This is a genomic window from Ruegeria sp. HKCCSP346, assembly GCF_017872595.1.
Taxonomy (GTDB): Bacteria; Pseudomonadota; Alphaproteobacteria; order Rhodobacterales; family Rhodobacteraceae; genus Ruegeria.
This window is the reverse complement of the sequence record NZ_JAEDOT010000002.1, coordinates 1-25806: the sequence shown is the minus strand read 5'-3', so window position 1 is coordinate 25806 and position 25806 is coordinate 1. Positions and strand designations below refer to the sequence as shown.

At 60.3% G+C, this 25806-nt stretch carries 27 protein-coding genes; 21 read left to right on the top strand and 6 right to left on the bottom strand.

Going from position 1 to position 25806, the window contains the following annotated elements; genetic code table 11:
* The first annotated feature begins 8 nt into the window (after window positions 1-8).
* The 13 genes from lipA (at window position 9) to I9185_RS08685 (ending at window position 13248) form a co-directional block, all read left to right on the top strand.
* The gene (gene lipA / locus I9185_RS08745; protein WP_210092826.1) at window positions 9-953 is read left to right on the top strand and encodes a lipoyl synthase; all 945 of its coding nucleotides are present in this window, start codon (window positions 9-11) and stop codon (window positions 951-953) included.
* A 24-nt stretch (window positions 954-977) separates the two neighbouring features.
* The gene (locus I9185_RS08740; protein WP_171119391.1) at window positions 978-2351 is read left to right on the top strand and encodes a sodium:alanine symporter family protein; all 1374 of its coding nucleotides are present in this window, start codon (window positions 978-980) and stop codon (window positions 2349-2351) included.
* A gap of 78 nt (window positions 2352-2429) precedes the next feature.
* Complete coding sequence (locus I9185_RS08735) at window positions 2430-2852, top strand: universal stress protein (RefSeq protein ID WP_171723662.1); 423 nt, start codon at window positions 2430-2432, stop codon at window positions 2850-2852.
* Between the two features lie 16 nt (window positions 2853-2868).
* On the top strand, window positions 2869-3963 hold the full coding sequence (gene gcvT / locus I9185_RS08730; RefSeq protein WP_210092825.1) for a glycine cleavage system aminomethyltransferase GcvT: 1095 nt from the start codon (window positions 2869-2871) through the stop codon (window positions 3961-3963).
* 17 nt (window positions 3964-3980) lie between these two features.
* The gene (gene gcvH, locus I9185_RS08725; RefSeq protein WP_171638644.1) at window positions 3981-4346 is read left to right on the top strand and encodes a glycine cleavage system protein GcvH; all 366 of its coding nucleotides are present in this window, start codon (window positions 3981-3983) and stop codon (window positions 4344-4346) included.
* 144 nt (window positions 4347-4490) lie between these two features.
* Entirely contained in the window at window positions 4491-7346 is a 2856-nt protein-coding gene (gcvP, locus tag I9185_RS08720) for an aminomethyl-transferring glycine dehydrogenase (protein ID WP_210092824.1), read from the top strand.
* A 194-nt stretch (window positions 7347-7540) separates the two neighbouring features.
* Entirely contained in the window at window positions 7541-8695 is a 1155-nt protein-coding gene (locus I9185_RS08715; RefSeq protein WP_171638624.1) for a phosphoserine transaminase, read from the top strand.
* Between the two features lie 64 nt (window positions 8696-8759).
* Complete coding sequence (gene serA / locus I9185_RS08710) at window positions 8760-10355, top strand: phosphoglycerate dehydrogenase (RefSeq protein WP_171638623.1); 1596 nt, start codon at window positions 8760-8762, stop codon at window positions 10353-10355.
* A 119-nt stretch (window positions 10356-10474) separates the two neighbouring features.
* On the top strand, window positions 10475-11203 hold the full coding sequence (locus tag I9185_RS08705) for a metallophosphoesterase family protein (RefSeq protein WP_171638622.1): 729 nt from the start codon (window positions 10475-10477) through the stop codon (window positions 11201-11203).
* Between the two features lie 36 nt (window positions 11204-11239).
* Window positions 11240-12118 (top strand): phosphoserine phosphatase SerB, encoded by an 879-nt coding sequence (gene serB, locus I9185_RS08700; protein ID WP_171638621.1) that lies wholly within the window; start codon window positions 11240-11242, stop codon window positions 12116-12118.
* A 41-nt stretch (window positions 12119-12159) separates the two neighbouring features.
* A complete protein-coding gene (locus I9185_RS08695) occupies window positions 12160-12489 on the top strand; it encodes a metalloregulator ArsR/SmtB family transcription factor (protein ID WP_171724871.1) in 330 nt (109 codons plus the stop codon).
* Window positions 12477-12905 (top strand): SRPBCC domain-containing protein, encoded by a 429-nt coding sequence (locus I9185_RS08690; protein WP_171724872.1) that lies wholly within the window; start codon window positions 12477-12479, stop codon window positions 12903-12905. The genes I9185_RS08695 and I9185_RS08690 overlap by 13 nt, the downstream gene beginning before the upstream one ends.
* Before the next feature lie 22 nt (window positions 12906-12927).
* A complete protein-coding gene (locus I9185_RS08685; protein WP_171638618.1) occupies window positions 12928-13248 on the top strand; it encodes a YciI family protein in 321 nt (106 codons plus the stop codon).
* A 5-nt stretch (window positions 13249-13253) separates the two neighbouring features.
* On the opposite strand, the gene I9185_RS08680 is transcribed toward I9185_RS08685, so the two are convergent.
* Entirely contained in the window at window positions 13254-14252 is a 999-nt protein-coding gene (locus I9185_RS08680) for an asparaginase (RefSeq protein WP_171638617.1), read from the bottom strand.
* A gap of 179 nt (window positions 14253-14431) precedes the next feature.
* Between I9185_RS08680 and I9185_RS08675 the strand changes: the two genes are divergently transcribed.
* From I9185_RS08675 to I9185_RS08660, 4 genes are all read left to right on the top strand, one after another.
* The gene (locus I9185_RS08675) at window positions 14432-14968 is read left to right on the top strand and encodes an invasion associated locus B family protein (protein WP_171638616.1); all 537 of its coding nucleotides are present in this window, start codon (window positions 14432-14434) and stop codon (window positions 14966-14968) included.
* A 142-nt stretch (window positions 14969-15110) separates the two neighbouring features.
* Window positions 15111-15281 carry a hypothetical protein gene (locus I9185_RS08670; RefSeq protein WP_210092823.1) on the top strand — a complete coding sequence of 57 codons (171 nt, stop codon included), beginning with the start codon at window positions 15111-15113 and terminating at the stop codon, window positions 15279-15281.
* A gap of 117 nt (window positions 15282-15398) precedes the next feature.
* Window positions 15399-16586, top strand: coding sequence for a 23S rRNA (adenine(2503)-C(2))-methyltransferase RlmN (rlmN, locus tag I9185_RS08665; protein ID WP_171638614.1), 1188 nt, complete (start codon window positions 15399-15401; stop codon window positions 16584-16586).
* A 285-nt stretch (window positions 16587-16871) separates the two neighbouring features.
* A complete protein-coding gene (locus I9185_RS08660) occupies window positions 16872-17489 on the top strand; it encodes a cytochrome P460 family protein (protein WP_210092822.1) in 618 nt (205 codons plus the stop codon).
* A gap of 6 nt (window positions 17490-17495) precedes the next feature.
* Here I9185_RS08660 and I9185_RS08655 read toward each other — a convergent pair whose 3' ends face one another.
* From I9185_RS08655 to I9185_RS08645, 3 genes are all read right to left on the bottom strand, one after another.
* Window positions 17496-19157, bottom strand: a complete 1662-nt coding sequence (locus tag I9185_RS08655; RefSeq protein ID WP_210092821.1) for a U32 family peptidase — start codon at window positions 19155-19157, stop codon at window positions 17496-17498.
* Between the two features lie 63 nt (window positions 19158-19220).
* Window positions 19221-19559: a hypothetical protein gene (locus tag I9185_RS08650; protein ID WP_171638611.1), complete on the bottom strand. Its 339-nt coding sequence runs from the start codon at window positions 19557-19559 to the stop codon at window positions 19221-19223.
* Window positions 19556-20476, bottom strand: coding sequence for a J domain-containing protein (locus tag I9185_RS08645; RefSeq protein ID WP_171638609.1), 921 nt, complete (start codon window positions 20474-20476; stop codon window positions 19556-19558). The genes I9185_RS08650 and I9185_RS08645 overlap by 4 nt, the downstream gene beginning before the upstream one ends.
* A gap of 160 nt (window positions 20477-20636) precedes the next feature.
* Between I9185_RS08645 and I9185_RS08640 the strand changes: the two genes are divergently transcribed.
* Window positions 20637-21020, top strand: a complete 384-nt coding sequence (locus tag I9185_RS08640) for a hypothetical protein (RefSeq protein WP_171638607.1) — start codon at window positions 20637-20639, stop codon at window positions 21018-21020.
* Here I9185_RS08640 and I9185_RS08635 read toward each other — a convergent pair whose 3' ends face one another.
* Window positions 21021-22118 carry a cystathionine gamma-lyase gene (locus tag I9185_RS08635; protein ID WP_210092820.1) on the bottom strand — a complete coding sequence of 366 codons (1098 nt, stop codon included), beginning with the start codon at window positions 22116-22118 and terminating at the stop codon, window positions 21021-21023.
* A 3-nt stretch (window positions 22119-22121) separates the two neighbouring features.
* A complete protein-coding gene (locus I9185_RS08630) occupies window positions 22122-22964 on the bottom strand; it encodes a TIGR00730 family Rossman fold protein (protein ID WP_171638604.1) in 843 nt (280 codons plus the stop codon).
* Between the two features lie 79 nt (window positions 22965-23043).
* On the opposite strand from I9185_RS08630, the gene I9185_RS08625 reads away from it, so the two are divergent.
* From I9185_RS08625 to dapD, 3 genes are all read left to right on the top strand, one after another.
* Entirely contained in the window at window positions 23044-23955 is a 912-nt protein-coding gene (locus I9185_RS08625; RefSeq protein WP_210092819.1) for a threonine/serine dehydratase, read from the top strand.
* Window positions 23956-23999: 44 nt separating this feature from the next.
* The gene (locus I9185_RS08620) at window positions 24000-24599 is read left to right on the top strand and encodes a GntR family transcriptional regulator (RefSeq protein WP_171119956.1); all 600 of its coding nucleotides are present in this window, start codon (window positions 24000-24002) and stop codon (window positions 24597-24599) included.
* A 108-nt stretch (window positions 24600-24707) separates the two neighbouring features.
* Window positions 24708-25535 carry a 2,3,4,5-tetrahydropyridine-2,6-dicarboxylate N-succinyltransferase gene (gene dapD, locus I9185_RS08615; RefSeq protein WP_171119955.1) on the top strand — a complete coding sequence of 276 codons (828 nt, stop codon included), beginning with the start codon at window positions 24708-24710 and terminating at the stop codon, window positions 25533-25535.
* Window positions 25536-25806 lie beyond the last annotated feature (271 nt).

The window sequence follows — 25806 nt, the reverse complement described above, 5'->3', positions numbered from 1 at the left end:
TTTGCCAGATGACAATCCAGCTTAGACCACGCCACCCGGAAAAGGCCAAAAAGGCCGACAGCGTGATCCCGCGTAAGCCCAAGTGGATTCGCAAGAAAAAAGGTGACAGCGCCGCGTATTACGAAACCCGACGTCTGATGCGGGATCACGATCTGGCAACGGTCTGCGAAGAAGCGGCCTGCCCCAATATCGGCGAATGCTGGTCCAAGCGCCATGCAACCATGATGATCATGGGCGAGATCTGCACACGGGGCTGTTCGTTCTGCAATGTGGCCACCGGCCGCCCCGATGCGCTGGACGCGTTCGAACCCGGCCGGGTTGCGGCGGCGGTCAAGAAACTGGGCCTGCGCCACGTGGTGATTACATCTGTTGATCGCGATGATCTGGCCGATGGCGGGGCCGAGCATATCGCCCAGACAATCCGCGCCGTACGCCATCAGAACCCCGGCACCACTGTCGAGGTTCTGACCCCCGACTTCCTGGGCAAGGGCGACGCCGCAAATATCGTCTTTGACGCAGTGCCGGACGTGTTCAACCACAATCTGGAAACCGTCCCGCACCTGTATCCGACGGTTCGTCCCGGCGCGCGCTATTATGCGTCGCTGCGGCTGCTGGACGATGCCAAACGCTCGAACCCCGAGATTTTCACCAAGTCGGGTCTGATGGTCGGCTTGGGCGAAAGCCTCAACGACGTGCGTCAGGTGATGGATGATCTGCGCGCGGCCAATGTCGATTTTCTGACTATCGGGCAGTATCTGCAACCGACGCCGAAACATCATCCGATTGACCGGTTCTGGTCGCCCGAGGAGTTCGCCCAACTGGAACAGATCGCTCGTTCCAAGGGCTTTTTGCACGTGTCAGCCACGCCGCTGACCCGTTCGTCGTTCCATGCGGACGAAGACTTTGCCGCCCTCAAGCAGGCCCGTCAGCGGGCCTTCGCCAGCGGGGCATAACCAAACGCAAATGGGAGGGAAACCATGGAAGCGTTAAATTCAATCGTAGGGGCCATCAATGGCGTCGTATGGGGGCCGATGATGCTGGTCCTCATCCTCGGCGTTGGCTTCTTCCTGCAGGTCGGGCTGAAATTCATGCCGATCCTGCGCATCGGCACAGGCTTCAGCCTGTTGTTCAAAGGCCGTGAAGGTCAGGGCGAAGGGCAGATCAGCCCGTTCAACGCACTGATGACTTCGCTGTCGGCGACCATCGGTACAGGTAACATCGCCGGTGTGGCCACTGCTGTCTTCCTGGGCGGTCCAGGCGCCTTGTTCTGGATGTGGATGACCGCCCTGGTGGGCATGGCCACCAAATATGCCGAAGCCGTCTGCGCGGTGAAATATCGCGAGAAAGACGAGCTGGGCAACTATGTCGGCGGCCCGATGTACTACATCAAAAACGGTCTGGGCGCGAAATGGGCCTGGCTGGGCGTGGCTTTCGCCCTGTTCGGCGCGGTTGCCGCCTTTGGCATCGGCAACGGTGTGCAGGCCAACGGTGTTGCTCAGGTGCTGGAAGCCAATTTTGGCCTGAACACCTCGGTCACCGGCGTTGTTCTGATGGTTCTGACTGCAGCCGTTATCCTGGGTGGTATCACCCGCATCGGTGCGGTTGCCGGTAAGCTGGTCCCCTTCATGGCCGTTGCCTATATCATCGCGGGCCTGCTGGTTCTGCTGATCAACATCGGCAACATCGGACATGCGCTGTCGCTGGTCTTTACCTATGCGTTCACCCCGTCCGCCGCAGAAGGTGGTTTCGCGGGTGCAGCCGTCTGGGCCGCCATCCGCTTCGGTGTGGCACGTGGTGTGTTTTCGAACGAGGCCGGTCTGGGTTCGGCCCCGATCGCGCATGCCGCTGCCGAGACCAAGGGTCCGGTCAACCAGGGCCTGATCGCGATGCTGGGTACGTTCATCGATACCATCATCGTCTGCTCGATCACCGGTCTGGCCATCATCGCGTCGGGGGCATGGACATCGGGTGAATCCGGTGCGGCGCTGACGAGCCACGCGTTCGAATTGTCGCTGCCGGGTATCGGCGGGTATCTGATCGCCATCGCGCTGTCGATCTTTGCCTTCACCACCATCCTCGGCTGGTCGTTCTACGGCGAGAAATGTGTCGAGTTCCTGCTGGGCGTGAAATCCCTGATGCCCTACCGCGTTCTGTGGATCGTGATGATCTACTTCGGCGCAACTGCGGATCTGGGCTTCATCTGGCTGCTGGCCGATACGCTGAACGCCATGATGGCCATCCCGAACCTGATCGCCCTGGCGCTGCTGAGCCCGATCGTCTTCAAACTGACGAAAGAGTTCTTCGCCTCGGGCGGCAAGTCCGAAGAGCCGGGCGGCACACCTGCCGAATAAGATCGGCCCGACCAAAACGGGGGGCCATCCCGGCCCCCCGCCTTTGAAACCGAATTCAATATCTCGAGGAGAGACGTGATGGCCACTAAAATCCTGCTGCCCATTGATCACACCGACGACCGCTCGTGGAAACTGGCCCTGTCGACCGCCTTGGAACAGGCAAAATTCTACGGTGCCGAACTGCATGCGGTTGCCGTCATCCCCGAGATCATCCAGCTGCCGAACCTTCCCGCCAACTATGGTGCCGGCGCAAAGGACCACGTGCGGGGTGCGGTTCAGGCGATTCTGGATCATGCCAAGGCTTCCGACGTGCCGGTCCATGTCGAAGAAGGCAGTGTTTACCGCGAAATCCTGAAGCTTGCCTACAAGGAAGGCTTTGATCTGATCGTCATGGCATCGACCAAGGGCGATTTCCCGAACTACGAGATTGGCCCGAACCTGGCCCGTGTCGTGCGCAATGCGCATTGCACCGTCATGGTCGTCCGCGACCAGTCCCGCTGATTGAAAGGTTGAAGAAATGACCACACCGAAGCGCACGCCCTTGTATGACCTTCACGTCGAGCTTGGCGGCAAGATGGTTGATTTTGCGGGTTGGGAGATGCCTGTTCAGTATCCTTTGGGGATCATGGGAGAGCATAAGCAGTGCCGGGGGAAGGCGGCGTTGTTTGATGTGTCTCACATGGGTCAGGTGATCCTGCGCGGTGAGAATGTGGGTGAGAAGCTGGAAGCTCTGTGCCCGCAGGCCTATGCGACGCTGAAGGAAGGCAAGGCGCGGTACGGGTTCTTCACCAATGCCGAAGGCGGGATCATGGACGATTTGATCGTGTCGAATGCGGGGGATCACTACTTTGTGGTGGTGAACGCGGCGCTGCGCCATCAGGACATTCCGCATATGCGCGACAATCTGGACGGGGTTGAGGTGACCGAGATCTTCGACCGCGCGCTGGTGGCCGTGCAAGGCCCCAAGGCCGAAGATGTGGTGGGCGCGCTCTGCCCCGCGGCGCGCGATCTTAAGTTCATGGAAACCACGATTGCCGACATCCTGGGTGTCGAATGCCGTATCTCGCGCCTGGGCTATACCGGCGAGGACGGGTACGAGATCTCGATCCCCGAGGATAAGGCGATCGAGATCACACGGGCCTTCCTGGCGCATGAGGAGTGCGAACCGGCGGGTCTGGGCGCGCGCGACAGCCTGCGGCTTGAGGCCGGGCTGTGCCTCTATGGCAATGACATCGACCAGAGCACCTCGCCGGTCGAGGCCAGCCTCGGCTGGGCGATGCAGAAGCGCCGCAAGGAAGAAGGTGGTTTTCCGGGGGCGGAGCGTATCCAGCGCGAACTGGCCGAGGGCGCAGCCCGCAAGCTGGTGGGCATCAAGCCCGACGGCCGTGCGCCGGCGCGTCAGGGCGTGGAAGTGCAATGCCTAGAGGGTAACACCATCGGTCAGATCACCTCGGGCAGCTTTGGCCCCACGGTCGGCGGCCCGGTTGCGATGGGTTATGTGAGCAAAGGCCATGGCGCGCCGGGCGAGAAGGTGAACCTGATCATCCGGGGCAAGGCGCAACCGGCGCAGATCGTGGCGCTGCCCTTCGTCAAACAGAATTACAAGCGTTGAAGTCAGGAGAGAGAAGCATGGCAACCTATTATTCCGAAGAGCATGAATGGCTGAGCGTCGAAGGCGACACCGCCACGCTGGGCATCACCAAACACGCGGCTGAACAGCTGGGTGAGGTGGTGTTTGTCGAGCAGCAGGAAGTGGGCGACGAGTTTGAGAAAGACGGCGAGATCGGTGTGATCGAATCCGTCAAGGCGGCCTCGGAACTCTATGCTCCGGTCGATGGTGAGATCGTCGAGGTGAACGAGGCGCTGGCCGACAATCCCGGCGCGCTGAACGACGACCCCGAGGGCGAGGCCTGGATCTACAAGATCAAGATCAGTGACGCGTCGCAGCTCGAGGATCTGATGGACGAAGCCGGATACAAAGCCTTCATCGGGTAAACCCGAACGGAGTCCCGGCATGGGGCTCCATCGAATTAATTGATGCCGCCGAATTTGGGCCCCGCCCTTCATCTGGCAAGAAATATCCCCGCCGGAGGCTCCCGCAGTCTCCGCCGGCCCTGACCTATCCATGGGAGCGCTGCAATGGCCTTCAAACTGACCGACTACGAAGCCTATGATTTTGCCAACCGTCGCCATATCGGTCCCAGCCCGACCGAGATGCGCGACATGCTGCAGGTGATCGGCTTCAAGACGCTGGACGAGCTGATCGACGCCACCGTCCCCCCGGCGATCCGGCAGAAACAGCCGCTGGACTGGGGTCCGGCGATGACGGAACGCGATGCGCTTTTCCACATGAAACAGGTTGCGGGGAAGAACAAGGTTCTGACCTCGCTGATCGGTCAGGGCTATTACGGCACCACCACGCCTGCGCCGATCCTGCGCAACATCCTGGAAAACCCGGCCTGGTATACCGCCTACACGCCGTACCAGCCCGAGATCAGCCAGGGCCGACTCGAGGCGCTCTTGAACTTCCAGACCATGGTCAGCGACCTGACCGGGCTCGATGTGGCCAACGCCTCGCTGCTGGACGAGGCGACCGCGGCGGCCGAAGCGATGGCGATGGCCAAGCGCGGCGGCCGGTCCAAGGCCAACAACGCGGCCTTCTTCGTTGACAAGAACTGCCACCCGCAGACCATCGCGGTGATCAAGACCCGGGCCGAGCCTCTGGGCATCGACGTGCAGGTCGCCGACCCGGATCAGCTGGACGCGGGCGCGGTATTCGGCGCGATCTTCCAGTATCCGGGCACCTATGGCCATGTGCGCGACTTCACCGCCGAGATCGCGGCGCTGCATGAACACAAGGCCATCGCCATCGTCGCCGCCGACATCCTGTCGCTGGCGCTGCTGAAGTCACCGGGCGAGATGGGCGCGGACATTGCCATCGGCTCGACCCAGCGCTTTGGTGTGCCGATGGGCTATGGCGGCCCGCACGCCGCCTACATGGCCACCACCGACAAGCTGAAGCGATCCATGCCGGGCCGGATCATCGGTGTGTCCATCGACAGCCGCGGCAACAAGGCCTACCGCCTGTCGTTGCAGACCCGCGAGCAGCACATCCGCCGCGAGAAGGCGAACTCGAACGTCTGCACCGCGCAGGCGCTGCTGGCGGTGATTGCCTCGATGTATGCGGTCTATCACGGCCCCGACGGCATCAAGGCGATTGCCCAGTCGGTGCACCGCAAGACCTCGCGCCTGGCCGCCGGCCTGGAAGAGGCGGGCTTCTCGGTCGAACCCGAGGTGTTCTTCGACACGATCACGGTCGAGGTCGGCCATCTGCAGAAGACGGTGATGGAGGCCGCCGTGGCGCGCGGCGTCAACCTGCGCAAGGTGGGCGACACCCGCGTCGGCATCAGCCTGGACGAACAGACCCGCCCCGAGACGATTGAGGCGGTCTGGGGCGCCTTCGGCATCGACCGCAAGGATGACAGCTCGAACAAGCAATACCGCCTGCCGGATTATGCGCTGCGTGAAAGCGCCTATCTGACCCACCCGATCTTCCACCAGAACCGGGCCGAGGCCGAGATCACCCGCTATATGCGTCGTCTGGCCGACCGCGACCTGGCGCTGGACCGGGCGATGATCCCGCTGGGGTCCTGCACCATGAAGCTGAACGCCACGATCGAGATGATCCCGGTCACCTGGCCCGAGTTCGGCAATCTGCACCCGTTCTGCCCCGAAGATCAGGCGCAGGGCTATCACGAGATGATCGCCGATCTGAACGACAAGCTGTGCCAGATCACCGGCTATGACGCGATCTCCCAGCAGCCCAACTCGGGCGCGCAGGGCGAATATGCGGGCCTGCTGACCATCCGCAACTATCACTTTGCGCGCGGCGAAGGGCACCGCAATGTCTGCCTGATCCCGACCTCGGCCCATGGCACCAACCCGGCCTCGGCGCAGATGGTGGGCTGGCAGGTCGTGCCGGTGCAGGCGGATGACAAGGGCAATATCGATGTCGCCGACTTCCGCGCCAAGGCGGAAAAGCACTCGGATCATCTGGCCGCCTGCATGATCACCTACCCGTCCACTCATGGTGTGTTCGAGACCACCGTGCAGGAGGTCTGCCAGATCACCCATGACCACGGCGGCCAGGTCTATATCGACGGCGCCAACATGAACGCCATGGTGGGCCTGTCGCGCCCCGGCGACATCGGCGGCGACGTCAGCCACCTGAACCTGCACAAGACCTTCTGCATCCCGCATGGCGGCGGCGGCCCCGGCATGGGTCCGATCGGCGTCAAGGCGCATCTGGCCGAGCACCTGCCCGGGCACCCGGAATACGGCACCGCCGTGGGCCCGGTCTCGGCGGCGCCCTTCGGGTCTCCGTCCATTCTGCCGGTCAGCTGGGCCTATGTGCTGCTGATGGGCGGCGCGGGTCTGACCCAGGCGACCAAGGTGGCGATCCTGAACGCCAACTACATCGCGGCGCGGCTCAAGGATGCCTATCCGATCCTCTATACCTCGGAAACGGGGCGTGTGGCGCATGAATGCATCCTCGACACCCGGCCCCTGGACGCCGAGGCGCATGTCACCGTCGATGACGTGGCCAAACGCCTGATCGATTCAGGCTTCCACGCGCCAACGATGAGCTGGCCGGTGGCCGGCACCCTGATGGTGGAACCCACGGAATCGGAACCCATGGCCGAACTGGACCGTTTCTGCGACGCCATGCTGTCGATCCGTTCGGAAGCGCAGGACATCATCGACGGCAAGATCGACGCGGAAAACAACCCGCTGAAAAACGCCCCCCACACGGTGCGCGATCTGGTCGGCGACTGGGACCGCCCCTACACCCGCGAACAAGCCTGCTTCCCGCCGGGTTCCATGGGCGTCGACAAATACTGGTCCCCCGTCAACCGCGTCGACAACGCATACGGTGACAGAAACCTCGTCTGCACATGCCCCCCAATGGACGCATACGCAGACGCCGCGGAATAACAGCAACAACCCCGCCGAGTTTCGGCGGGGTTTTTCGCCAATCGGAAACTCATGTTCTGATTTGTGCCCTCTTTGGATGTCGTTTTTACCCAGCGAAGCGTCTTTTTCGCTTGCTGCGGGTGCGAAGGGCCCATAGCTCTGTGCGTGGGACACCCCTCCCCAACGAGGGGCGTGTATCTGGAAGGGTAATACAGATGAGCACTCAAAAACCGGCGACGCGGCCGGCAAATCCGCGTTTTTCCTCGGGCCCTTGCGCCAAACCCCCCACATTTGATCTGACCAAACTGGCCGATGCCGCCTTGGGACGCTCGCACCGTGCCGCCGTTGGCAAGGACAAGCTGAAAGCGGCCATCGAAGGCACGCGCGAGGTGCTTGGCATTCCGGCAGATTACAGGATCGGCATTGTTCCCGCCTCGGACACGGGCGCGGTTGAGATGGCTCTTTGGTCGCTATTGGGCGAACGCAAGGTCGAGATGCTGGCGTGGGAAAGCTTTGGGTCCGGTTGGGTGACCGATGTGGTCAAGCAGCTTAAGATCGACGCCGAGGTGAAGACCGCCGATTACGGACAGATCGTGGATCTGGCATCGGTCGATTTCGCCAATGACGTGGTCTTTACGTGGAATGGCACCACCTCGGGCGTGCGCGTGCCGAATGGCGACTGGATCGCCGATGATCGTCAGGGTCTGACGATCTGCGACGCAACCTCGGCTGCCTTTGCGATGGACCTGCCCTGGGACAAGCTGGATGTGACCACCTTCAGCTGGCAGAAGGTTCTGGGCGGTGAGGCCGCGCATGGGATGCTGATCCTGTCGCCGCGCGCCGTTGAACGTCTGGAGAGCTACACCCCTGCATGGCCGCTGCCCAAGATTTTCCGCCTGACCAAGGGTGGCAAGCTGATCGAAGGCATCTTTACCGGGGCGACGATCAACACGCCGTCGATGCTGGCGGTTGAGGATTATCTGTTTGCACTGGATTGGGCGCGCTCGGTGGGCGGTCTGAAGGGCCTTACAGCCCGCGCGAACGCCAATGCCGATGCAGTGCATGCGTTCTGCGACCGGAACGACTGGATCGAAAACCTGGCCGCAGACGCTGCGACGCGGTCGAACACATCCGTCTGTCTGAAATTCACCGACGCCCGAATTCAGGACGGCGCAAGCTTTGCCAAGGCTGTGGCCAAGCGGCTGGAGTCCGAGAATATCGCGCTGGACATCGGTGCCTATCGCGACGCGCCTGCGGGCTTGCGGATCTGGTGCGGCGGTACGGTCGAGACCTCGGACATCGAAGCGATGCTGCCTTGGCTAGCATGGGCCTTTGAGGCCGAAATCGCGGCGCAGACAGAAGCCGCCTGATCGCATCCCATCTCCACCGGGCCGCATCGGCCCGGACCTCTCAATACATTCAAGGACCACAAACATGGCTCCCAAAGTACTCGTTTCCGACAAACTCAGCGAAACCGCCGTTCAGATTTTCCGTGATCGCGGCATCGACGTGGATTTCATGCCCGATCTGGGCAAGGACAAGGACAAGTTGGCCGAGGTGATCGGCCAGTATGATGGTCTTGCCATCCGCTCGGCCACCAAGGTCACGCCGACCATTCTCGAAAAAGCCGACAAGCTGAAGGTGATCGGCCGCGCTGGAATTGGCACTGACAATATCGACAAGGAAGCGGCGTCGAAAAAAGGTGTGATCGTGATGAACACGCCATTCGGCAACATGATCACCACTGCCGAACACGCCATTGCGATGATGTTTGCCGTGGCGCGGCAGATCCCCGAGGCCTCGACTTCGACCCATGCGGGCAAGTGGGAAAAGTCCAAGTTCATGGGGATCGAGCTGACCAACAAGACGCTCGGCGTCATTGGTGCGGGGAACATCGGTGGCATCGTGTGCGAGCGCGCGCTTGGCCTGAAGATGAAAGTCATCGCCTATGATCCCTATCTGGGCGAAGAGAAAGCCGCCAAGATGGGCGTGGAAAAGGTAGAGCTGGACGAGTTGCTGTCCCGCGCCGACTTCATCACCCTGCACGTGCCGCTGACGGATCAGACCCGCAATATTCTGAGCCGTGAGAACCTTGCCAAGACCAAGAAAGGCGTGCGCATCATCAACTGTGCTCGGGGTGGTCTGGTCGATGAGGAGGCCTTGGCCGAGGCGCTGCAATCCGGTCACGTTGCGGGCGCCGCGTTTGACGTGTTCGGTGAGGAACCCGCCAAGGACAACCCCCTGTTCAATCTGCCCAACGTGGTCTGCACGCCGCATCTTGGTGCAGCAACGACCGAAGCGCAGGAGAATGTGGCGCTGCAAGTGGCCGAGCAGATCTCGAACTATCTGCTGACAGGTGCGGTCGAGAACGCTTTGAACATGCCCAGTGTAACGGCGGAAGAAGCCAAGGTGATGGGGCCGTGGATCAAGCTGGCCGGCCATCTGGGCAGCTTTATCGGCCAGATGACGGATGAGCCGGTCAAGGCGATCAATATCCTGTATGATGGTGTGGCCGCTGAAATGAACCTGGCGGCGTTGAACTGCTCGGTGGTTGCCGGGATCATGAAAAAGTTCAACCCCGAGGTGAACATGGTGTCGGCCCCGGTTGTCGCCAAGGAACGTGGGATTAAGATCTCGACCACCAATCAGGACAAATCGGGTGCGTTTGAGGGCTATATCAAAGTCACCGTTGTGACCGACAAGCGCGAGCGTTCTATCGGCGGCACCGTGTTCAGCGACGGCAAACCGCGGTTCATCCAGATCAAGGGCATCAATATCGACGCCGAGGTCGGTGCCCATATGCTCTACACCACCAACGAAGACGTGCCGGGCATCATCGGTGCTTTGGGGCAGACCATGGGCGAGAACAACGTCAACATCGCGAACTTTACCCTTGGTCGATCCGAGGCCGGAGGAGAAGCGATTGCGTTGCTTTATGTCGACGAGCCCGTTCCGGCCGAGGCACGCGCCAAGCTGGCGGAAACGGGTCTGTTCACGCAGATCAAGCCGCTGGAATTTGATGTCACCTGACGAGGCCTGTTGAGTTTGAGAAACAGTTCAGGACCCGGTTGACCGAAGGCCCGGGTCCTTTGTTTTCTCGGGCTGCAATCTGCGGCACAAGCAAGCTGAACCTTACCGTCGGAGGATCTATGACACAGCCTGTCTACGTTGTTGGTGATCTGCACGGGCAGGTGGCCGAGCTGGAACGCGCGCTGTCTCTGATCCGGGGTGATGGCGGCCCGGACGCCCAGATCGTGTTTCTAGGTGATTACGTGGATCGCGGCCCTGACAGCCGCGGGCTGATCGAGCGTCTGATTGCCGGGCGCGACGCGGGTCTGAACTGGATCACTTTGCTGGGCAACCATGATCGCATGTTCGCCTGGTTCATGGAGGATACGCCGCGTCACGATCCGCATTTGCTTGTCGGGTATCATTGGCTGCATGAAAGGCTGGGTGGGGTCGAGACCCTGCGCAGTTATGGCGTGGAATTCGAAGGCCAGATTCGTCTGGAAGATCTGCATCAGATGGCGCAGGCGGCGGTGCCGAAATCGCACCTGACCTTTCTGCGAGATCTGGTTCTGATGCATCAGACGCCCGAGCTTGCCTTTGTTCACGCAGGCATTCGCCCGGGCGTGCCGCTCAACGCGCAGGGGGACAACGACCTGGTCTGGATCAGGCAGGATTTTCATGCTCATCGGGGTCCGCATCCCAAGCTGATCGTGCATGGTCATACTCCGGTGGACCGGGCAACGCATTATGGAAATCGCGTCAATCTGGACACAGGTGCTGGATATGGGCGCCCGGTGGGTGTCGCTGTGTTCGAAGGGCAGACTTGCTGGGAATTGACCGATCAGGGCCGTTTGTCGTTGACCCCCTAGATCACCTCGCCCGGCCAAGAAATTTGGAGATTGAAGATGTATGTCGCCACTTTGCTGACCAATCCGGCAGCGCCTTCGCTGGACAGCGCATTACCCGAGTCACTGCGCAATGCGTGGGGTGGCGGGGACATCTTCTGGCTCAACCCGGATGAGGCGGCAGAATTCGAGTTGAACGCCATCCCCGACAATCGCTGGGACGTTTGGGCAGACTTGCAGGGTATGGGCGTGGACCTGATTTTGCAGCCTGCGCAGGGGCGGCGCAAACAGATGCTGCTGGCCGATATGGACAGCACCATGATCCAGCAGGAATGCATTGACGAACTGGCGGATGAGGCTGGCGTCGGCGAAAGGGTCAAGGACATCACCGCCCGCGCCATGAACGGAGAGCTGGATTTCGAAGGTGCCCTGATCGAGCGGGTTGGTTTGCTGAAGGATCTGGATGAAAGCGTCATCGGCAAAGTCCTGCGCGAACGGATCACCCTGATGCCCGGAGGCAGGGAATTGCTGGCGACGATGCGGGCCAACGGGGCCTATACAGCATTGGTATCCGGTGGCTTTACGGCCTTTACCGCCCGGGTGGCAGAGCTTTTGGGGTTCGATGAAAACCGCGCCAACACTTTGCTGGCGGAAGATGGCAAGCTGACCGGAGACGTCGCGCGTCCTATTCTGGGGCGTCAGGCCAAGGTCGAAGCGCTGGCGCAGATTTCAACGCGTCGGGGCCTGTCGGAAAGTGATGTGATTGCCGTGGGTGACGGGGCCAATGACCTTGGAATGCTTGGCCGGGCCGGGACCGGGGTTGCCCTTCATGCCAAACCGTCGGTGGCCGCACAATGTGATGTGCGGGTGAATCACGGCGACCTGACGGCACTGCTTTATCTACAAGGGTACAGTCGCGCGGATTTCGCCGAATCCTGACAGGGCTTTTCATTATTTAACATTTGTGTTAAATAGAAGTCATGAGCACGCTTCTGACCACCTTTTCCGCTTTGTCTGATGCCACCCGGTTCTCGATTGTCGAGCAACTGATGGAGCAGGGCGAACTGCCCGCTGGTGAACTGATCGAAGGGCGCGGCATGTCCGGCGCCGCGATTTCGCGCCACCTCAAGGTGCTGCGCGAGGCCGGGTTGGTGCAGCAGCGTGTGCGGGGCACCCAACGGATGTACTCCATCCGGTCCGACGGGCTGCGTATGATTGCCGACTGGACGATCTCCAAACGGCAATTCTGGGAAAGCAGCCTTGATCGCCTCAGTGATATCATCGAAAGGGAGAATTCATGGCCGACCTGAAACTGGAACGGGATTTCCCCGTCAGCCCAGAGGACCTGTTTGCATGGATCAGTGACGGCAGCCGGTTGTTGCAATGGTGGGGCCCCGAAGGGATGCACGTGCCTGAACACAATCTGGATTTCTCGCGCACCGGCCCGTGGTATTCGGTCATGGAAAACGGCGAGGGCCAGCAATACAAGGTCTCGGGCCACGTCACGCATGTCGACCCTCCAAACTCGGTGGGGTTTACCTGGGGCTGGCATGACGATCAGGATCAGCGCGGGGCCGAAAGCCACGTCACCTTCACAGTCAAAGCGACAGGCACGGGGTCGCGCCTGGTTTTGGACCACCGCGAACTGGCCGATGCCGAAGCAGCCGCGAACCACAATCAGGGCTGGACGTCTTCGCTGCGCAAACTCGAAGCGAAGTGCAAATAAGTTTTCATCAGGGAGGAGCGATATGCCCCAATATTTGTTTGTTTATCACGGGGGACACACCCCGACCGACCCCGCCGAGATCGAGGCGACCATGGCCGCCTGGGGCGCCTGGTTTCAGGATATGGGAGACGCCCTCGATATCCCCGGAAACCCGGTGGGGCAGTCTTACACCGTCAGCAACAACGGAGTGGTCGATAACGGCGGCGCAAACCCGGCCTCGGGCTTCACGGTGATCAAAGCTGACAGTATCGATGCTGCGACCGAGATGGCCAAGGGCTGTCCGATGGTCGTCAACGGCACAGGCTCGGTTGAAGTGGCCGAGGTGCACGAGATCGAGATGTAGTGGCCTTAGCCGGGGAAACCCGGCGCAGGTTTGATCACGCCGCATTCCAGCCCCCGGCGGCTGTATTGCGTGGCGTTCATGAATTTGCGGGTGGCCGGGTGATCGGCCTCCAGCACACCAAGGCTCACCAGAATAGCGGCGATGGCGCATTCGCTGGCCCGTGTGGTGCCATCGGTGATCTTCAGCGCAACGCCCATGCGTTTTTCCGGGATGATGGCCACAAACACCGCCTCGGCCCCGGTCTTGATGGCGACGCGCCCGTTCATGGCGCGCATCAGTTCGGTGCAGGCCCGGGTCTCACCGGCAACCAGTTCCGGGTGTTTCACCATCGCGGCCACCAGCTGCATCGCTGCATCGCTGGAGCGGTCGGACCGGTCTGCGGCTGAAGCAAACCAAGCCATCGAACGTGCCAAACCGAAAAGCGATGTGGCGAAATTCGGGGCGGAACAGCCATCGATGCCGTATGCCGGGCTGGTCTCGGCCGTTGTTTCTTCGACGGCAGATAGGCAGGCTTGTTGCACCGGATGATCAATTTCAAGGTATTCCGGCCCGGCGCCCATATGCTGTGCCAGAGTCAGAAAGCCGCAATGCTTGCCGGAACAGTTGTTGTGGATCTGGCAAGGCGTGTCGTCCGCCAAAATCAGCCGGTCGCGCGCGGCGGTGTCGGCGGGCTCCTGTGGGCCGCACCGAAGATCGTGCTCGTTCAACCCCAGATGGTCCAGCCACGCCGTCACGCGATCCGTGTGGATTGCCGCCCCGTTATGCGAAGCGCAGGCCAACGCGAGGTGTTCGCTGGTCAGCCCGTATTTCGCCGCTGCCCCTGATGTGACCAACGGAAGCGCTTGAATCATCTTGGCCGATGACCGCGGGTATATGACGGATTGCGGGTCGCCCCAACTGCGCACGATCTGGCCCGTGTCATCGCAAATAACCGCATGACCCAGATGCAGACTTTCCAGCAGAGGGCCGCGCCAAAGTTCTGTCATGGGTACGGGCTGCGTCATCTGGACCTCCGAAATTTATGCGCAAAATTCTGCCAATCGCCCTTTCGCCTGTGGCGAAATCTGCGTTAGTGTGTGTATGTCGGCAATCATCGGAAGACGCAAACGAATAGACGAACTGGCAGGGTTCGCAGACGTGTCCGATGGGTATGAGGTAAGGGTCGAGCTAGGAGGCTGGACAAATGGGATCAATGCTCGTTCGCACGATAGCGGGCCTGTGTATGGCAGGCATCGCAGCAACATCTGCAATCGCCCAACAGGCGACAAGCACCAACCGCGTTGCTGCAAAAACGGATTGGAGCGTTTTTGTCGAAGACGATCCCACCGAATGCTGGAGCGTCTCGGCACCCAAGGAAACCGTAAACACCCGCGGTGGACGTGTGGTTTCCGTACGGCGCAGCGATATCCTGCTGTTTGTGTTCTATCGCCCGAATGCCGAGGTGAAAGGCCAATTGACCTTTACCGGCGGCTACCCGTTTGCCGCGGGTTCGACGGTGAACCTGAATGTGGACGGGACCGAGTTCGAACTGTTCACAGAAGGCGAATGGGCCTGGGCCGCATCGGATGCGGATGATGCCAAGATCATCACCGCCCTGAAGCGCGGAACCGAGGCTGTTCTGACCGCCCGGTCCGAGCGCGGTACGCAGACGAAAGACACCTTCTCGCTGCTGGGCTTTACCGCAGCGATTGAAGACGCTGAGAAGCGCTGCACCAACTGATCTTGTCGCGTCGAGTGTTGAAAAGGCCCCGCCTCGTAGCGGGGCTTTTGACGTCTGGTCATCTGCCAGTTTTGATCCGTATCAAAGTTTCGCGCTCGGCAATGTGAACTAAGTGGTTCAGCCACCTAGAGAGGACATCGTGATGAAACAGAAAATTTGGATCACTCTGGTTCTTGCCGCATCCGTCGCCGTGCTGAGCGCTTGCGAGAAGAACGCTGATTCCTATCCGATATCGGGCGAGCAATGTGGCCCGGAAGATCCGGTTCAGACCCTGGACGCCAGTGATTGCTACACACCGCCGCCGGTAAACTGATCAAAAAGGCCCGGCATGTGCATCGTGCCGGGCCTGCCGGCTTAGGAAACCTTTTGATCTTTGCGCAGGTTCCTATATAGAGGCGCATCCCAAGCCCGATTCCGTCGAGATACGCCAATGTCGCCTAAAGCGCCGATCACCCAAGACGTCATGACCATCCCGCGCAAACTGCCCGACGGGAAGATCAACCTCGTCGGCCTTACGCGCGACCGTTTGCGCGAAACCTTGATTGAACACGGCACGCCCGAGAAACAGGCCAAGATGCGCACCGGTCAGATCTGGCAATGGATCTACCAATGGGGCGTGCGCGACTTTGCAAAGATGACCAATCTGGCAAAGGCTTATCGCGCTCAACTGGCCGAGCACTTCGTGATCGAAATCCCCGAGGTGGTCACACGTCAGGTGTCCGAGGACGGCACCCGCAAATACCTGTGCCGTATCGCCGGCGGGCATGAGGTCGAGGTGGTCTACATCCCCGAGGAAGATCGCGGCACGCTGTGTATCTCGTCTCAGGTGGGCTGTACGCTGACCTGTTCGTTTTGTCATACCGGCACTCAAAAACTCGTACGAAACCTGACATCCGCCGAAATCGTTGGCCAGATCATGATGGCGCGCGACGATCTTGAAGAATGGCCAACCCCCGGCGCACCTAAGGACGAAACCCGCCTGCTGTCGAACATCGTTCTGATGGGAATGGGCGAGCCGCTTTACAATTTCGAAAACGTGCGCGACGCGATGAAGATCGCCATGGACCCCGAGGGCATTTCTCTGTCGCGCCGTCGCATCACGCTTTCAACCTCGGGCGTGGTGCCCGAGATCGCGCGCACCGCCGAAGAAATCGGCTGTTTGCTGGCGATCTCGTTCCACGCCACTACGGACGAAACTCGCGACGTTCTGGTGCCAATCAACAAACGTTGGAATATCGAGGAACTGCTGACCGCTTTGGCCAGCTATCCGAATGCTTCGAACTCTGAACGGATCACGTTTGAATATGTGATGCTGGATGGTGTGAATGACAGTGACGAAGATGCGCATCGTCTGATCGATCACATCAAGCGACACAACATTCCAGCCAAGATCAACCTGATCCCGTTCAACGAATGGCCCGGCGCACCGTACAAGCGCAGCTCGAACAACCGCATCCGCGCCTTCGCAAACATCATCTATCAGGCCGGCTATGCCTCGCCCATCCGCAAGACACGCGGTGAGGACATCATGGCGGCTTGCGGTCAGTTGAAGTCGGCGACCGAACGGGCGCGCAAATCACGCAAACAAATCGAGGCCGAAACGGGTCTGAGCCGATAGGGTTTGGTCCATCTGGGCCAGGCTTGATCGGATCGCGCCTTAAGTGTTTTCTGGCTTTGTCTGCACGTCACAATTGTTTTGTTCAAACTTAATGTTTCAGATGCTGAAACTACATGCATGATTTGCTATATTTCTCGTGCCCGTCGCTGAATTTGCCTCTTCAATTCGATGCACAAGCCGGTGAGGTGTCCGGGTCAGAGATGGCAAGTTTTTGCGATTCCGCTAGACTGTTCCAAGTGGTGCAGAAAGCGCTCAGGTGAACTGAATTTCAGGTGGGCCACGATTATGAATGCAAGTTCTTTTTCGATCATCCGTTTCGGTGCCGCTGCGCTTGCTATCGTCTCGGGTTCAGGCTTGGCCTTTGCTGACGGCCAGGACGCTCATATTGCAATCGAAAACCCTGCCGAGTTGAGCAAACAAGAGGCTTTGGAACACTACCGATCCCTCAATCGCCGCATGGCGCGTGGCTACGCCGTGGCGCAACTGGACCTGATCCTCAACTACCAAAGCTGGCCGATTTTCAACGATGCGCCCTATATTTCGGCAACCCACGGGCAAAGGTATGTGAACAGCTATGCCAATCGCATGGCGCATAACTACGCGACGTTGCAGGAAGGTGAAGAACTTCCCATGGGGTCGGTTCTTGCCAAGGACAGCATGACCGTGACGGATGAAGGCCACGTGCATCCTGGTGCCATGTTCGTAATGGAGAAACTGGCAGAAAGTGCCAGCCCGGACACGGCGGATTGGCGTTACATCATGGTCTTGCCGGACGGCTCGGTCTTTGGGGACACTATGGGCGACCGCGCCGGTGCCGTGGCCTATTGCCATGTCTGCCACGAACAGGTGGCAGATCGGGACTATACGTTTTACGTGCCGGAAGAGTATCGAACACGCGACTGAGCCGGCTCAGGCTTGTTGTGCGCCCGGCAGCTTCAGTTCCGTCGCCTCACGGCGGCTGAGTTGTTCGCCCTGCTTGCGCTTTGACAAAACTTCACGGGCCAGCGCGTACTTGTCGTCCTGCCAGAAAATCAAGCAGCCGTTGCAACCTTTGCCACAGCAACCCTCGGTGCCGATGCGGTTGGTTTTGAAACGGCGTTCGTTGCCGTCTTCGCCGATCTTTTCAACCAAGGCGTCGCGACGGCGGGCATAGGCGCCAGGGTTGTCACGGCCCGAGGTTTCCAAACCCTGCACCAGCTTGTCAAAGCGGATGCGGCTCCAGTGTTCGTCAGTCAGGGCGCGTTCCTTGCGCAGAACGGAATAGGCGGGGAACCGGGCGCGCAGATCGTCGATATCCTCGTGGTCGAACAGGGTGAAGGGCAGGCGGATCACTGTTTTGGTGCTGCCATGCACTGCGTTCATCCGCGCACCATCGGATGCGCGTTCGAAATCATAGACCCGCAGCAGAACCGTCTCGCGCGAGATGGGCGAGACGAAATCCAGCACATCGCCCGGTTCCAGCTTGTTCTTTACCTCGACCAGAAAGGCATCCTGGGTCACTTCGGTGACGATCCCGGCATATTCCCATTGCGCGATGGACGCCGTGTGCTCGTAATCATGGGCGTAGTTGGTCAGACGCCCCTCGTGGAAGGCCAGCGTATAGCCGCGGTTTCCCACGGTCTCCAACTCGCGCATATAGGGTTTCGGGTCCCAGTTCTGGGGGTCGGCATAGTAATCGTCGATGGCCATGCGATAGGCGCGCGCGACGATGGCGGCGTAGTATTCCGACTTGCCGCGCCCCTCGACCTTGAGGCTGTCGACCCCGATCTTCAGGTATTCGTCCAGCTTGGGCATGATGCACAGATCGCGCGAATTGAGGATGTAGGAACCGCGGTCGTCTTCCTCGATCGGCATCAGATCGCCGGGGCGGCAGCCTTCTTCCAGCAGGAATTCGAACAGGTCGGCGTTTTCTTCGGTGATGCGCAATTCCTGATGTGTGCCATCCTTCAGGCGCAGTTTCAGCGCATAGTTCCAGCGGCAGGAGTTGGCGCAGTTGCCCTGGTTGGCGCCACGTTCCGCCATGAAATTCGACAGCAGGCAACGGCCCGAATAGGTCATGCACATGGCCCCGTGGACGAAGGCCTCGAGCTTGATGTCGGGGCATTTTTCGCGGATTTCCACCAGTTCGGGGTAGGAAACCTCGCGCGCCAGAACCACCAGTTCCGCGCCCTGATCCTGCCAGAACTTCACCGACAGCCAGGAACAGATATTGGCCTGGGTCGAGATGTGCAGCGGCAGTTCCGGCGCGCGGTCGCGCACGTACTGGAACACGCCGGGGTCGGCGATGATCAACCCGTCCGGCTGCACTTTGCGGACAGTGTCGATATATTCGTCCAGCTTCGGGATGTCCTTGTTGTGCGAGAACAGGTTCAGCGTCAGATAGGCGCGCCGGCCATGGCTGTGGCAGAACTCGACGCCCTCGATCACCTCTTCCAGCGAAAACTCGGATTTCGTGCGCAGCGACATATCGGGCGTGCCCAGATACACCGCATCCGCCCCGTAAAGGACAGCGAGTTTCAGCTTGCGCAGATTGCCCGCAGGCATCAGCAATTCGGATCTGGACTGGGTCATGGCGCCACCTGTCAAAGGATCAAGCCGGCCTTCTAATCCAAATGTTTCGAGTCCAAAACCCCGTTATCTGCGACGGAATCGCGCTGTACCGATGACCTTGACCAGTTGCTGCCGCACAGGTTCGGGTTGCGCCTCGATCGCGTTCAGAACTTCGCGCAGTTCGGCCCGCAGCCCATGCAGCTGGTCGATCAGTGAGATCATCATCGACAGCGCATCCGCCTCCATGTCGTACTGTTCGTGCAACTCACAGGCCAGTTCCAGACGGGCGACGTCGATATTTTGATAAACCAGCCCTTGATCCGACTGTTCCGGAATCACGATTTCCGCCGCCAGGTATTCGGTCAGGCGGTCCGAGGTCAGGCGGGTGACCGTTTCGATCAGTTCCTTTTCGGTCAGGATCATAGCTGCATTCCTTTCCGCGGATCATAGCGGTGCTTTTGACGCCAGGTTTCCATGAACTGCTTCAGTTCATCATCGATCTTGTCCGGTGTCGCAATGGTCAGCTCAATCAGCTGATCACCACGGGCGGACGAGCCGCGCTTTTTCACGCCTTTTCCGCGCAACCGAAGCGTTTTGCCGCTGCTGGTGCCTGCCGGGACGTTGACATTCACACCGCCGTCTATGGTAGGGGCCGGGACTTTTCCGCCCAGAATGGCCTCGTCGATTGTGATCGGCAGCGTGATATGGATGTCGTCGCCCTGACGTTCAAAAACCGGGTGCTTGGCGACCGAAACCGTCACCAGTGCGTCACCCGGAGGGCCTTCGCCATATCCCGGCGCGCCTTTGCCGCGCAACCGGATGGTCTGGCCGTCGGTGATCCCGGCCGGGATTTTGACCTCGATCCGGTCTCCATCCGGCAAGGTCAATTTCTGACTGGCGCCGAACACGGCATCCAGAAAGCTGATTTGCAGTGAATAGTTCAGATTGTGACCCGGTGCGTGAAACTGGTGGCCGCGCTGGCCACCAAAACCGCCGCGACCACGCATGAACTCGGCAAAGATGTCTGACATGTCGTCGGGATCCGCCTGACGCCCGCGATAGGGGTTTCCAGCAGCCTCGGCATAGTCCCGGTAATACTGCTGTTGCGGGCGTTCCTGACCCGAGGCGTCTATTTCCCCGTTGTCGAAACGCGCACGTGTTTCAGGATCTTTCAACAGATCATAAGCAGCGGCGGCGGCCTTGAATTTGGCCTCGGCCGTGGCATCGCCGGGTTTCAGATCCGGATGGCAATCCTTGGCGATACGCCGGTAGGCTTTTTTGATCTCGGCTGCACTGGCGTCCTTCGAGACACCAAGAACGGTGTAGGGGTCGTCGCTCATCTCACTCTCACAGGTCAGGGGCGGGTCTGATCACGATGAAGGTGTTCTACCATTTGATTTCAATGGTTGAAACGGAAGAGGCGATTGAATTGTCTCGTAAAATCCCGAAGACCTGATAGTATATGCATATTTATACTTGTCGAATGACGGAGACCGCCGCATGTCACGCAGAATAAAATCCGCCCTGGCCCTGATGGCCGGGAATGCCATTGGGTTGTTGCTTGCCGCGCTGATATTGTCGGGATTTGCGATCAAGCCGATCTCGTTCATCGTGGTGGTGATTGTCTTCACCGTCGTACAGGTCGTGGCTGAACCCCTGATCCTGAAACTGGGCGAAAAGAAAGCGCCCGCCCTGAAAGGTGGGATCGCCCTGATCGTAACCTTCGTGGGCCTTTTCGTGACCGACCTGATTGCAGCCGGGCTGACCGTTGGCGGGGTTTCGAACCTGCTGGCGGCAACATTGCTGGTCTGGCTGGGGGCGTTGATCGCCAGCGTTGTGCTGCCGATCTACGTGTTCAAAGAACTGCGTGAGCCCAAAAAGTAATCACACGGCGTTCAGGCTGGCTTCGATAGCTTGCCACAATTCTTCCACGGGTTCGCATCCGACGGACAGGCGGATGAAGGCCGGATCAACGTCGTCGCCCCAGCGCGCGCGCCGCTCGGCCGAGCTGTGGACGCCTCCGAATGACGTGGCCGGGCGCAGAAGCGGGCAATTGTTGATGAAGGCTTCGGCCCGGTCTTCGCTGTTCAGCGTCAGGGACAGCAGAAATCCGAAACGTGTGGTCTGTTCTTGCGCCAGTTTATGCGACGGGTCGTTGGCCAGCCCGGGATAGCGCACCTGTTTCACTGCGGGATGTGCCGTCAGGCGTTCGGCCAATACTTCGGCCGAGCTGCACATCCGGTCGAACCGAACGTCCAGCGTTTCAAGTCCGCGATGAAGAAGCCATGCTTCATGTGGCCCCGGAATCGAGCCGGAGACTTTCCGCCATTCCTCGACCCGTTCCATGATGTCGCCGTTGCGGCTGGCCACATGGCCCATCAGCATGTCGGAATGCCCGCCCATCGCCTTGGTATCGGACGAGACGACTACATCGATGCCCAGATCGAGAGGACGCTGACCCAGCGGAGTCATCGTCGTATTGTCGGCAATGGTTAAGCCCCCGGCAGCGCGCACCCGATCCGCCACCTCGGTCAGATCGATCATGTCCAACCCCGGATTCGAGGGGCTTTCGGCAAAGACCACATCGAACCCGTCAAAACCGCCGTCGGCAAAGGCGGTGGTGGGGCGTTCCTCAACGATCACGCCCAGCCGCGACAGGAAACGATCGGCCAATAGGCGCGTCACGTAATAGCCGTCGGAGGGGATCAGCAGGCGTGATCCGGCCTTTACGGTGGCAAACAGTGCTGCGGAAATCGCTGCCATGCCCGAGGGAAAGCTGAGGCAGGGCGCGTCTTCCAAATGCGACAGAACATGCTCCAGATGCACCCAGGTCGGGTTGTCCACCCGGCCGTAACTCGCCTGCCCGTCCGGGGTGCCCGGCAGGTGGTACATGCTGCTTTGGGTCAGTGGCAGCGCTACGGGTTCGCCCTTGCTCAGGGCATTTCCGCGCAGATGCAGCATCTCTCCGGTCTTGGGCGCCATGGTTCAGCGCCCCGGAATTTCGTCGCGGGGCGGGGCGGGCTCCCAGTTTTCAATGATCTCGACCGCTTCCTGCGCCGTGTCCACAAAGCGAAACAGGTCAAGATCCTCGTCCGAGATGGTTCCGGCATCGGCCAGCGCTTTCCAGTTGATGACCTTTTCCCAGAATTCGCGACCAAACAGCAGGAAGGGCACGCGGTCCATCCGGCCGGTCTGAATCAGGGTCAGGGATTCGAACAGCTCGTCCAATGTGCCGAAACCACCGGGGAAAATCGTGATGGCGCGGGCGCGCATCAGGAAATGCATCTTGCGGATGGCGAAATAGTGGAAGTTGAAGCTGAGATCCGGCGTCACATAAAGGTTCGGGGCCTGCTCGTGCGGCAGAACGATATTCAACCCGATCGAGCATCCGCCCGCGTCCTGTGCCCCACGGTTGCCTGCCTCCATCACACCGGGGCCGCCGCCCGTGACGATCACGTTTTCACGGCAGCCGGTCTCGTTCGATTTCACGGTCATCAGCCGCGCGAACTCGCGCGCCTCGTCGTAATAGGCCGACAGACCAGCCAGCGTTTCCGTTCGTGCGGTGTGTTTCTGCGATGGTTCAGGGATGCGCGCGCCGCCGAACATCACGATGGTCGAGGTGATCTCGCGCTCACTCATGATCATCTCGGGTTTCAGCAGTTCCAGTTGCAGACGTACCGGGCGCAGCTCGTCGCGGCACAGGAATTCGTCATCGGCAAAGGCAAGGCGATAGGCGGACGATCGCGTTTGCGGCGTGTCCGGCACTTCGCTCGCGGTCGAACGATCTGTCTGCGCATCGCGAAACGGATTGTGGCGGTCTTCTCTCATGGGTGATCGATCCCTGCTTGCGTGTTTTCCAAACAGCTATAGGGTTCGCGGGCAGAGTGCCAGTCACGGAAAGACAAGAATGAATTGGAAGAGCGAAATATCAGCGGCGCGGGATCGTATCGCCGGGCATACGCAGGTGACGCCGGTGATCGAGAGCCGAGTTCCGGGCCATCCCATTGAGCTGAAGCTGGAGCACATGCAGCACACGGGCAGTTTCAAGGCGCGCGGTGCGTTCAATACGTTGCTGAGCCTCGACGTGCCCGATGCAGGTGTCGTGGCTGCATCCGGTGGCAATCATGGTGCAGCGGCGGCCTTTGCGGCGCAGGCGCTTGGTTATCCGGCCAAGATTTTCGTGCCCGAACTGGCGGGGCCATCCAAGATTGCATTGATCCGGCAAACCGGCGCGGATCTGAGCGTTGTGCCCGGCGAATACGCCAATGCGCTGACACAGGCGCAGGCGCATGAAGCGGAGACAGGCGCGATGCAGATTCACGCCTATGATGCGCCGGCTACCGTGGCGGGGCAGGGGACCTGCTTTGCGGAATGGGATGCGCAGGGCCTACAGGCAGATACGGTGTTGGTCGCCGTGGGCGGGGGTGGGCTGATCGCCGGGGCGTTGGCCTGGTTTGACGGAGCGCGCAAGGTCGTGGCGGTCGAACCCCAGACCTCTTGTGCATTGAATGCGGCGTTGCAGGCCGGTGAGCCGGTGGATGTTTCCGTATCCGGCATCGCGGCAAATGCGCTGGGCGCGCGCCGGATAGGGCAGATCTGTTTCGGCCTGGCACAGGGGATGACGTCGGTCCTGGTGTCGGATGATGCCATCGCGGCGGCTCAGAAGACGTTGTGGCAGGCGCATCGTATTCTGGTGGAGCCGGCGGGCGCCACGGCGTTGGCAGCCTTGACCTCGGGCGTGTATCGGCCCGAACCGGGCGAGCGCGTGGCCGTTCTGGTGTGTGGTGCGAATGTCGCGCCGGACCCGCTTGCGGGGTGAATTATCTGGTTGAGGATAGCTGTCGTAGATTTTATCTATAATTTATGACCGCTACGATCTCGGACACGATTTACCAGAACCTCAGCCAGCAAATCATAACCGGAGAGCTGAGCGCCGGGGAAAAGCTGCGGCAGGATCATATTGCCCGCACCTTCGACACCAGCCATGTTCCGGTGCGGGAAGCCCTGTTGCGGCTTGAGGCGCATGGACTGGCCCGGCACGAGCCGCGCCGGGGCATGCGGGTCACGGCGCTGGACCCGGCAGAGGTGCGAGAGGTCATCGAAATGCGCGTGGCGCTGGAAACACTGGCGTTGCAGCAATCGGTGCAGAACATGTCTCCGGTCGCGTTGGACAAGATCGATCGCGCACGCATCGCCTGTGACGAGGCGCAGACGATGCCCCAATGGGAGGCGTTGAACAGAGCATTCCATCGCGCCATCCTGACACCTTGCGGGCTGCCCCGTCTGTTGCACACCATCGACGATCTGCATATCGCAAGCGCACGCCACTTGTTTGCGCACTGGCGGTCGAAATGGGTGCAGCAAACTGACAAGGATCACGCCGCACTTGTTCAGGCACTCAGGCGGAAGGACCTGAGCACGGCAAAAGGTATTCTGACCCGACATATACGCCGCGCCAGCTGATTGCGGGCCTTTCAGACGCAAAACGGCCCGTGTTCGTCGCATTGCGCCATGGGCCCGGCTTGCGTATAGGCCAAACCAACATGAACAGATTCTGTAGGGAGACGCCCCATGTCCAACGCGCAACTGGAAGCCGCCATCGAAGCCGCCTGGGAGGCGCGCGACACGATCACACCTGCCACGGCAGGTGAACAACGCGAAGCGATCGAAGACACGCTGAACGCGCTGGACAGCGGGTCGCTGCGTGTTGCCGAAAAGCTGGAAAACGGCGACTGGCACGTGAACCAGTGGGCCAAAAAGGCGGTTCTGCTGGGCTTTCGCATCAAGGACATGGAAATTCAGACAGGCGGTCCGCAGGACGGCGGCTGGTGGGACAAGGTTGACAGCAAGTTCGCCGGTTGGGGTGAAGATCAATGGCGCTCGGCCGGGTTCCGCGCGGTTCCCAACTGCGTTGTCCGCAAATCGGCCTATATCGCGCCGGGCGTGGTGCTGATGCCATCCTTTGTCAACCTTGGCGCCTATGTGGATGAAGGCACCATGGTCGACACCTGGGCGACCGTCGGCTCATGCGCGCAGATCGGCAAAAATGTCCACCTGTCGGGCGGCGTAGGTATCGGTGGCGTGCTGGAGCCGATGCAGGCCGGCCCGACCATCATCGAGGACAACTGCTTTATCGGCGCGCGCTCCGAGGTGGTCGAAGGTTGCATCGTCCGCGAAGGCTCGGTTCTGGGGATGGGCGTGTTCATCGGCAAATCCACCAAGATCGTGGATCGGGAAACCGGCGAAGTGACATATGGCGAAGTCCCGCCCTATTCCGTGGTCGTCGCGGGTTCGATGCCGTCAAAGAACAACATCAGCCTGTATTGCGCGGTGATCGTGAAGCGGGTGGATGAAAAGACCCGGTCGAAAACCGGCATCAACGAATTGCTGCGGGACTGATCGCCCCGGTTGTACAGAAAGGCCGGAGCTGACCCGCTCCGGCCTTTCCGTTTTTTGGGGTGTTTGACTTATGCGACCGCACCTTGGTCAGAGCCTGTCCTGAGATTGTGTCCTGGCTCAGACGAACGCTCTGTGTGGGTCAGCGATTTTCACCCTGCATAGCGTCAACTTCTGAGTTTCCTGCGTTGGTTTCCGTGCCTTCGCTTTCGTTATCGCCGCCGCCTTCGTTGTCGCCGCCGCTTTCGTTATCGTCGCCGCCTTCGTTGTCGCC

Bases quoted from the DNA above. Each gene is read 5' to 3' on its own strand.
- gcvH (WP_171638644.1), top strand. From the start codon at position 3,981: ATGGCAACCTATTATTCCGAAGAGCATGAATGGCTGAGCGTCGAAGGC.
- dapD (WP_171119955.1), top strand. From the start codon at position 24,708: ATGTCCAACGCGCAACTGGAAGCCGCCATCGAAGCCGCCTGGGAGGCG.
- serA (WP_171638623.1), top strand. From the start codon at position 8,760: ATGGCTCCCAAAGTACTCGTTTCCGACAAACTCAGCGAAACCGCCGTT.
- I9185_RS08635 (WP_210092820.1), bottom strand. From the start codon at position 22,118: ATGGCGCCCAAGACCGGAGAGATGCTGCATCTGCGCGGAAATGCCCTG.
- I9185_RS08640 (WP_171638607.1), top strand. From the start codon at position 20,637: ATGTCACGCAGAATAAAATCCGCCCTGGCCCTGATGGCCGGGAATGCC.
- I9185_RS08735 (WP_171723662.1), top strand. From the start codon at position 2,430: ATGGCCACTAAAATCCTGCTGCCCATTGATCACACCGACGACCGCTCG.
- I9185_RS08675 (WP_171638616.1), top strand. From the start codon at position 14,432: ATGGGATCAATGCTCGTTCGCACGATAGCGGGCCTGTGTATGGCAGGC.
- I9185_RS08650 (WP_171638611.1), bottom strand. From the start codon at position 19,559: ATGATCCTGACCGAAAAGGAACTGATCGAAACGGTCACCCGCCTGACC.
- lipA (WP_210092826.1), top strand. From the start codon at position 9: ATGACAATCCAGCTTAGACCACGCCACCCGGAAAAGGCCAAAAAGGCC.
- rlmN (WP_171638614.1), top strand. From the start codon at position 15,399: ATGTCGCCTAAAGCGCCGATCACCCAAGACGTCATGACCATCCCGCGC.
- I9185_RS08705 (WP_171638622.1), top strand. From the start codon at position 10,475: ATGACACAGCCTGTCTACGTTGTTGGTGATCTGCACGGGCAGGTGGCC.
- gcvT (WP_210092825.1), top strand. From the start codon at position 2,869: ATGACCACACCGAAGCGCACGCCCTTGTATGACCTTCACGTCGAGCTT.
- I9185_RS08690 (WP_171724872.1), top strand. From the start codon at position 12,477: ATGGCCGACCTGAAACTGGAACGGGATTTCCCCGTCAGCCCAGAGGAC.
- serB (WP_171638621.1), top strand. From the start codon at position 11,240: ATGTATGTCGCCACTTTGCTGACCAATCCGGCAGCGCCTTCGCTGGAC.
- I9185_RS08685 (WP_171638618.1), top strand. From the start codon at position 12,928: ATGCCCCAATATTTGTTTGTTTATCACGGGGGACACACCCCGACCGAC.
- I9185_RS08645 (WP_171638609.1), bottom strand. From the start codon at position 20,476: ATGAGCGACGACCCCTACACCGTTCTTGGTGTCTCGAAGGACGCCAGT.
- I9185_RS08630 (WP_171638604.1), bottom strand. From the start codon at position 22,964: ATGAGAGAAGACCGCCACAATCCGTTTCGCGATGCGCAGACAGATCGT.
- I9185_RS08660 (WP_210092822.1), top strand. From the start codon at position 16,872: ATGAATGCAAGTTCTTTTTCGATCATCCGTTTCGGTGCCGCTGCGCTT.
- I9185_RS08670 (WP_210092823.1), top strand. From the start codon at position 15,111: ATGAAACAGAAAATTTGGATCACTCTGGTTCTTGCCGCATCCGTCGCC.
- I9185_RS08655 (WP_210092821.1), bottom strand. From the start codon at position 19,157: ATGACCCAGTCCAGATCCGAATTGCTGATGCCTGCGGGCAATCTGCGC.
- I9185_RS08695 (WP_171724871.1), top strand. From the start codon at position 12,160: ATGAGCACGCTTCTGACCACCTTTTCCGCTTTGTCTGATGCCACCCGG.
- I9185_RS08680 (WP_171638617.1), bottom strand. From the start codon at position 14,252: ATGACGCAGCCCGTACCCATGACAGAACTTTGGCGCGGCCCTCTGCTG.
- gcvP (WP_210092824.1), top strand. From the start codon at position 4,491: ATGGCCTTCAAACTGACCGACTACGAAGCCTATGATTTTGCCAACCGT.
- I9185_RS08625 (WP_210092819.1), top strand. From the start codon at position 23,044: ATGAATTGGAAGAGCGAAATATCAGCGGCGCGGGATCGTATCGCCGGG.
- I9185_RS08620 (WP_171119956.1), top strand. From the start codon at position 24,000: ATGACCGCTACGATCTCGGACACGATTTACCAGAACCTCAGCCAGCAA.
- I9185_RS08740 (WP_171119391.1), top strand. From the start codon at position 978: ATGGAAGCGTTAAATTCAATCGTAGGGGCCATCAATGGCGTCGTATGG.
- I9185_RS08715 (WP_171638624.1), top strand. From the start codon at position 7,541: ATGAGCACTCAAAAACCGGCGACGCGGCCGGCAAATCCGCGTTTTTCC.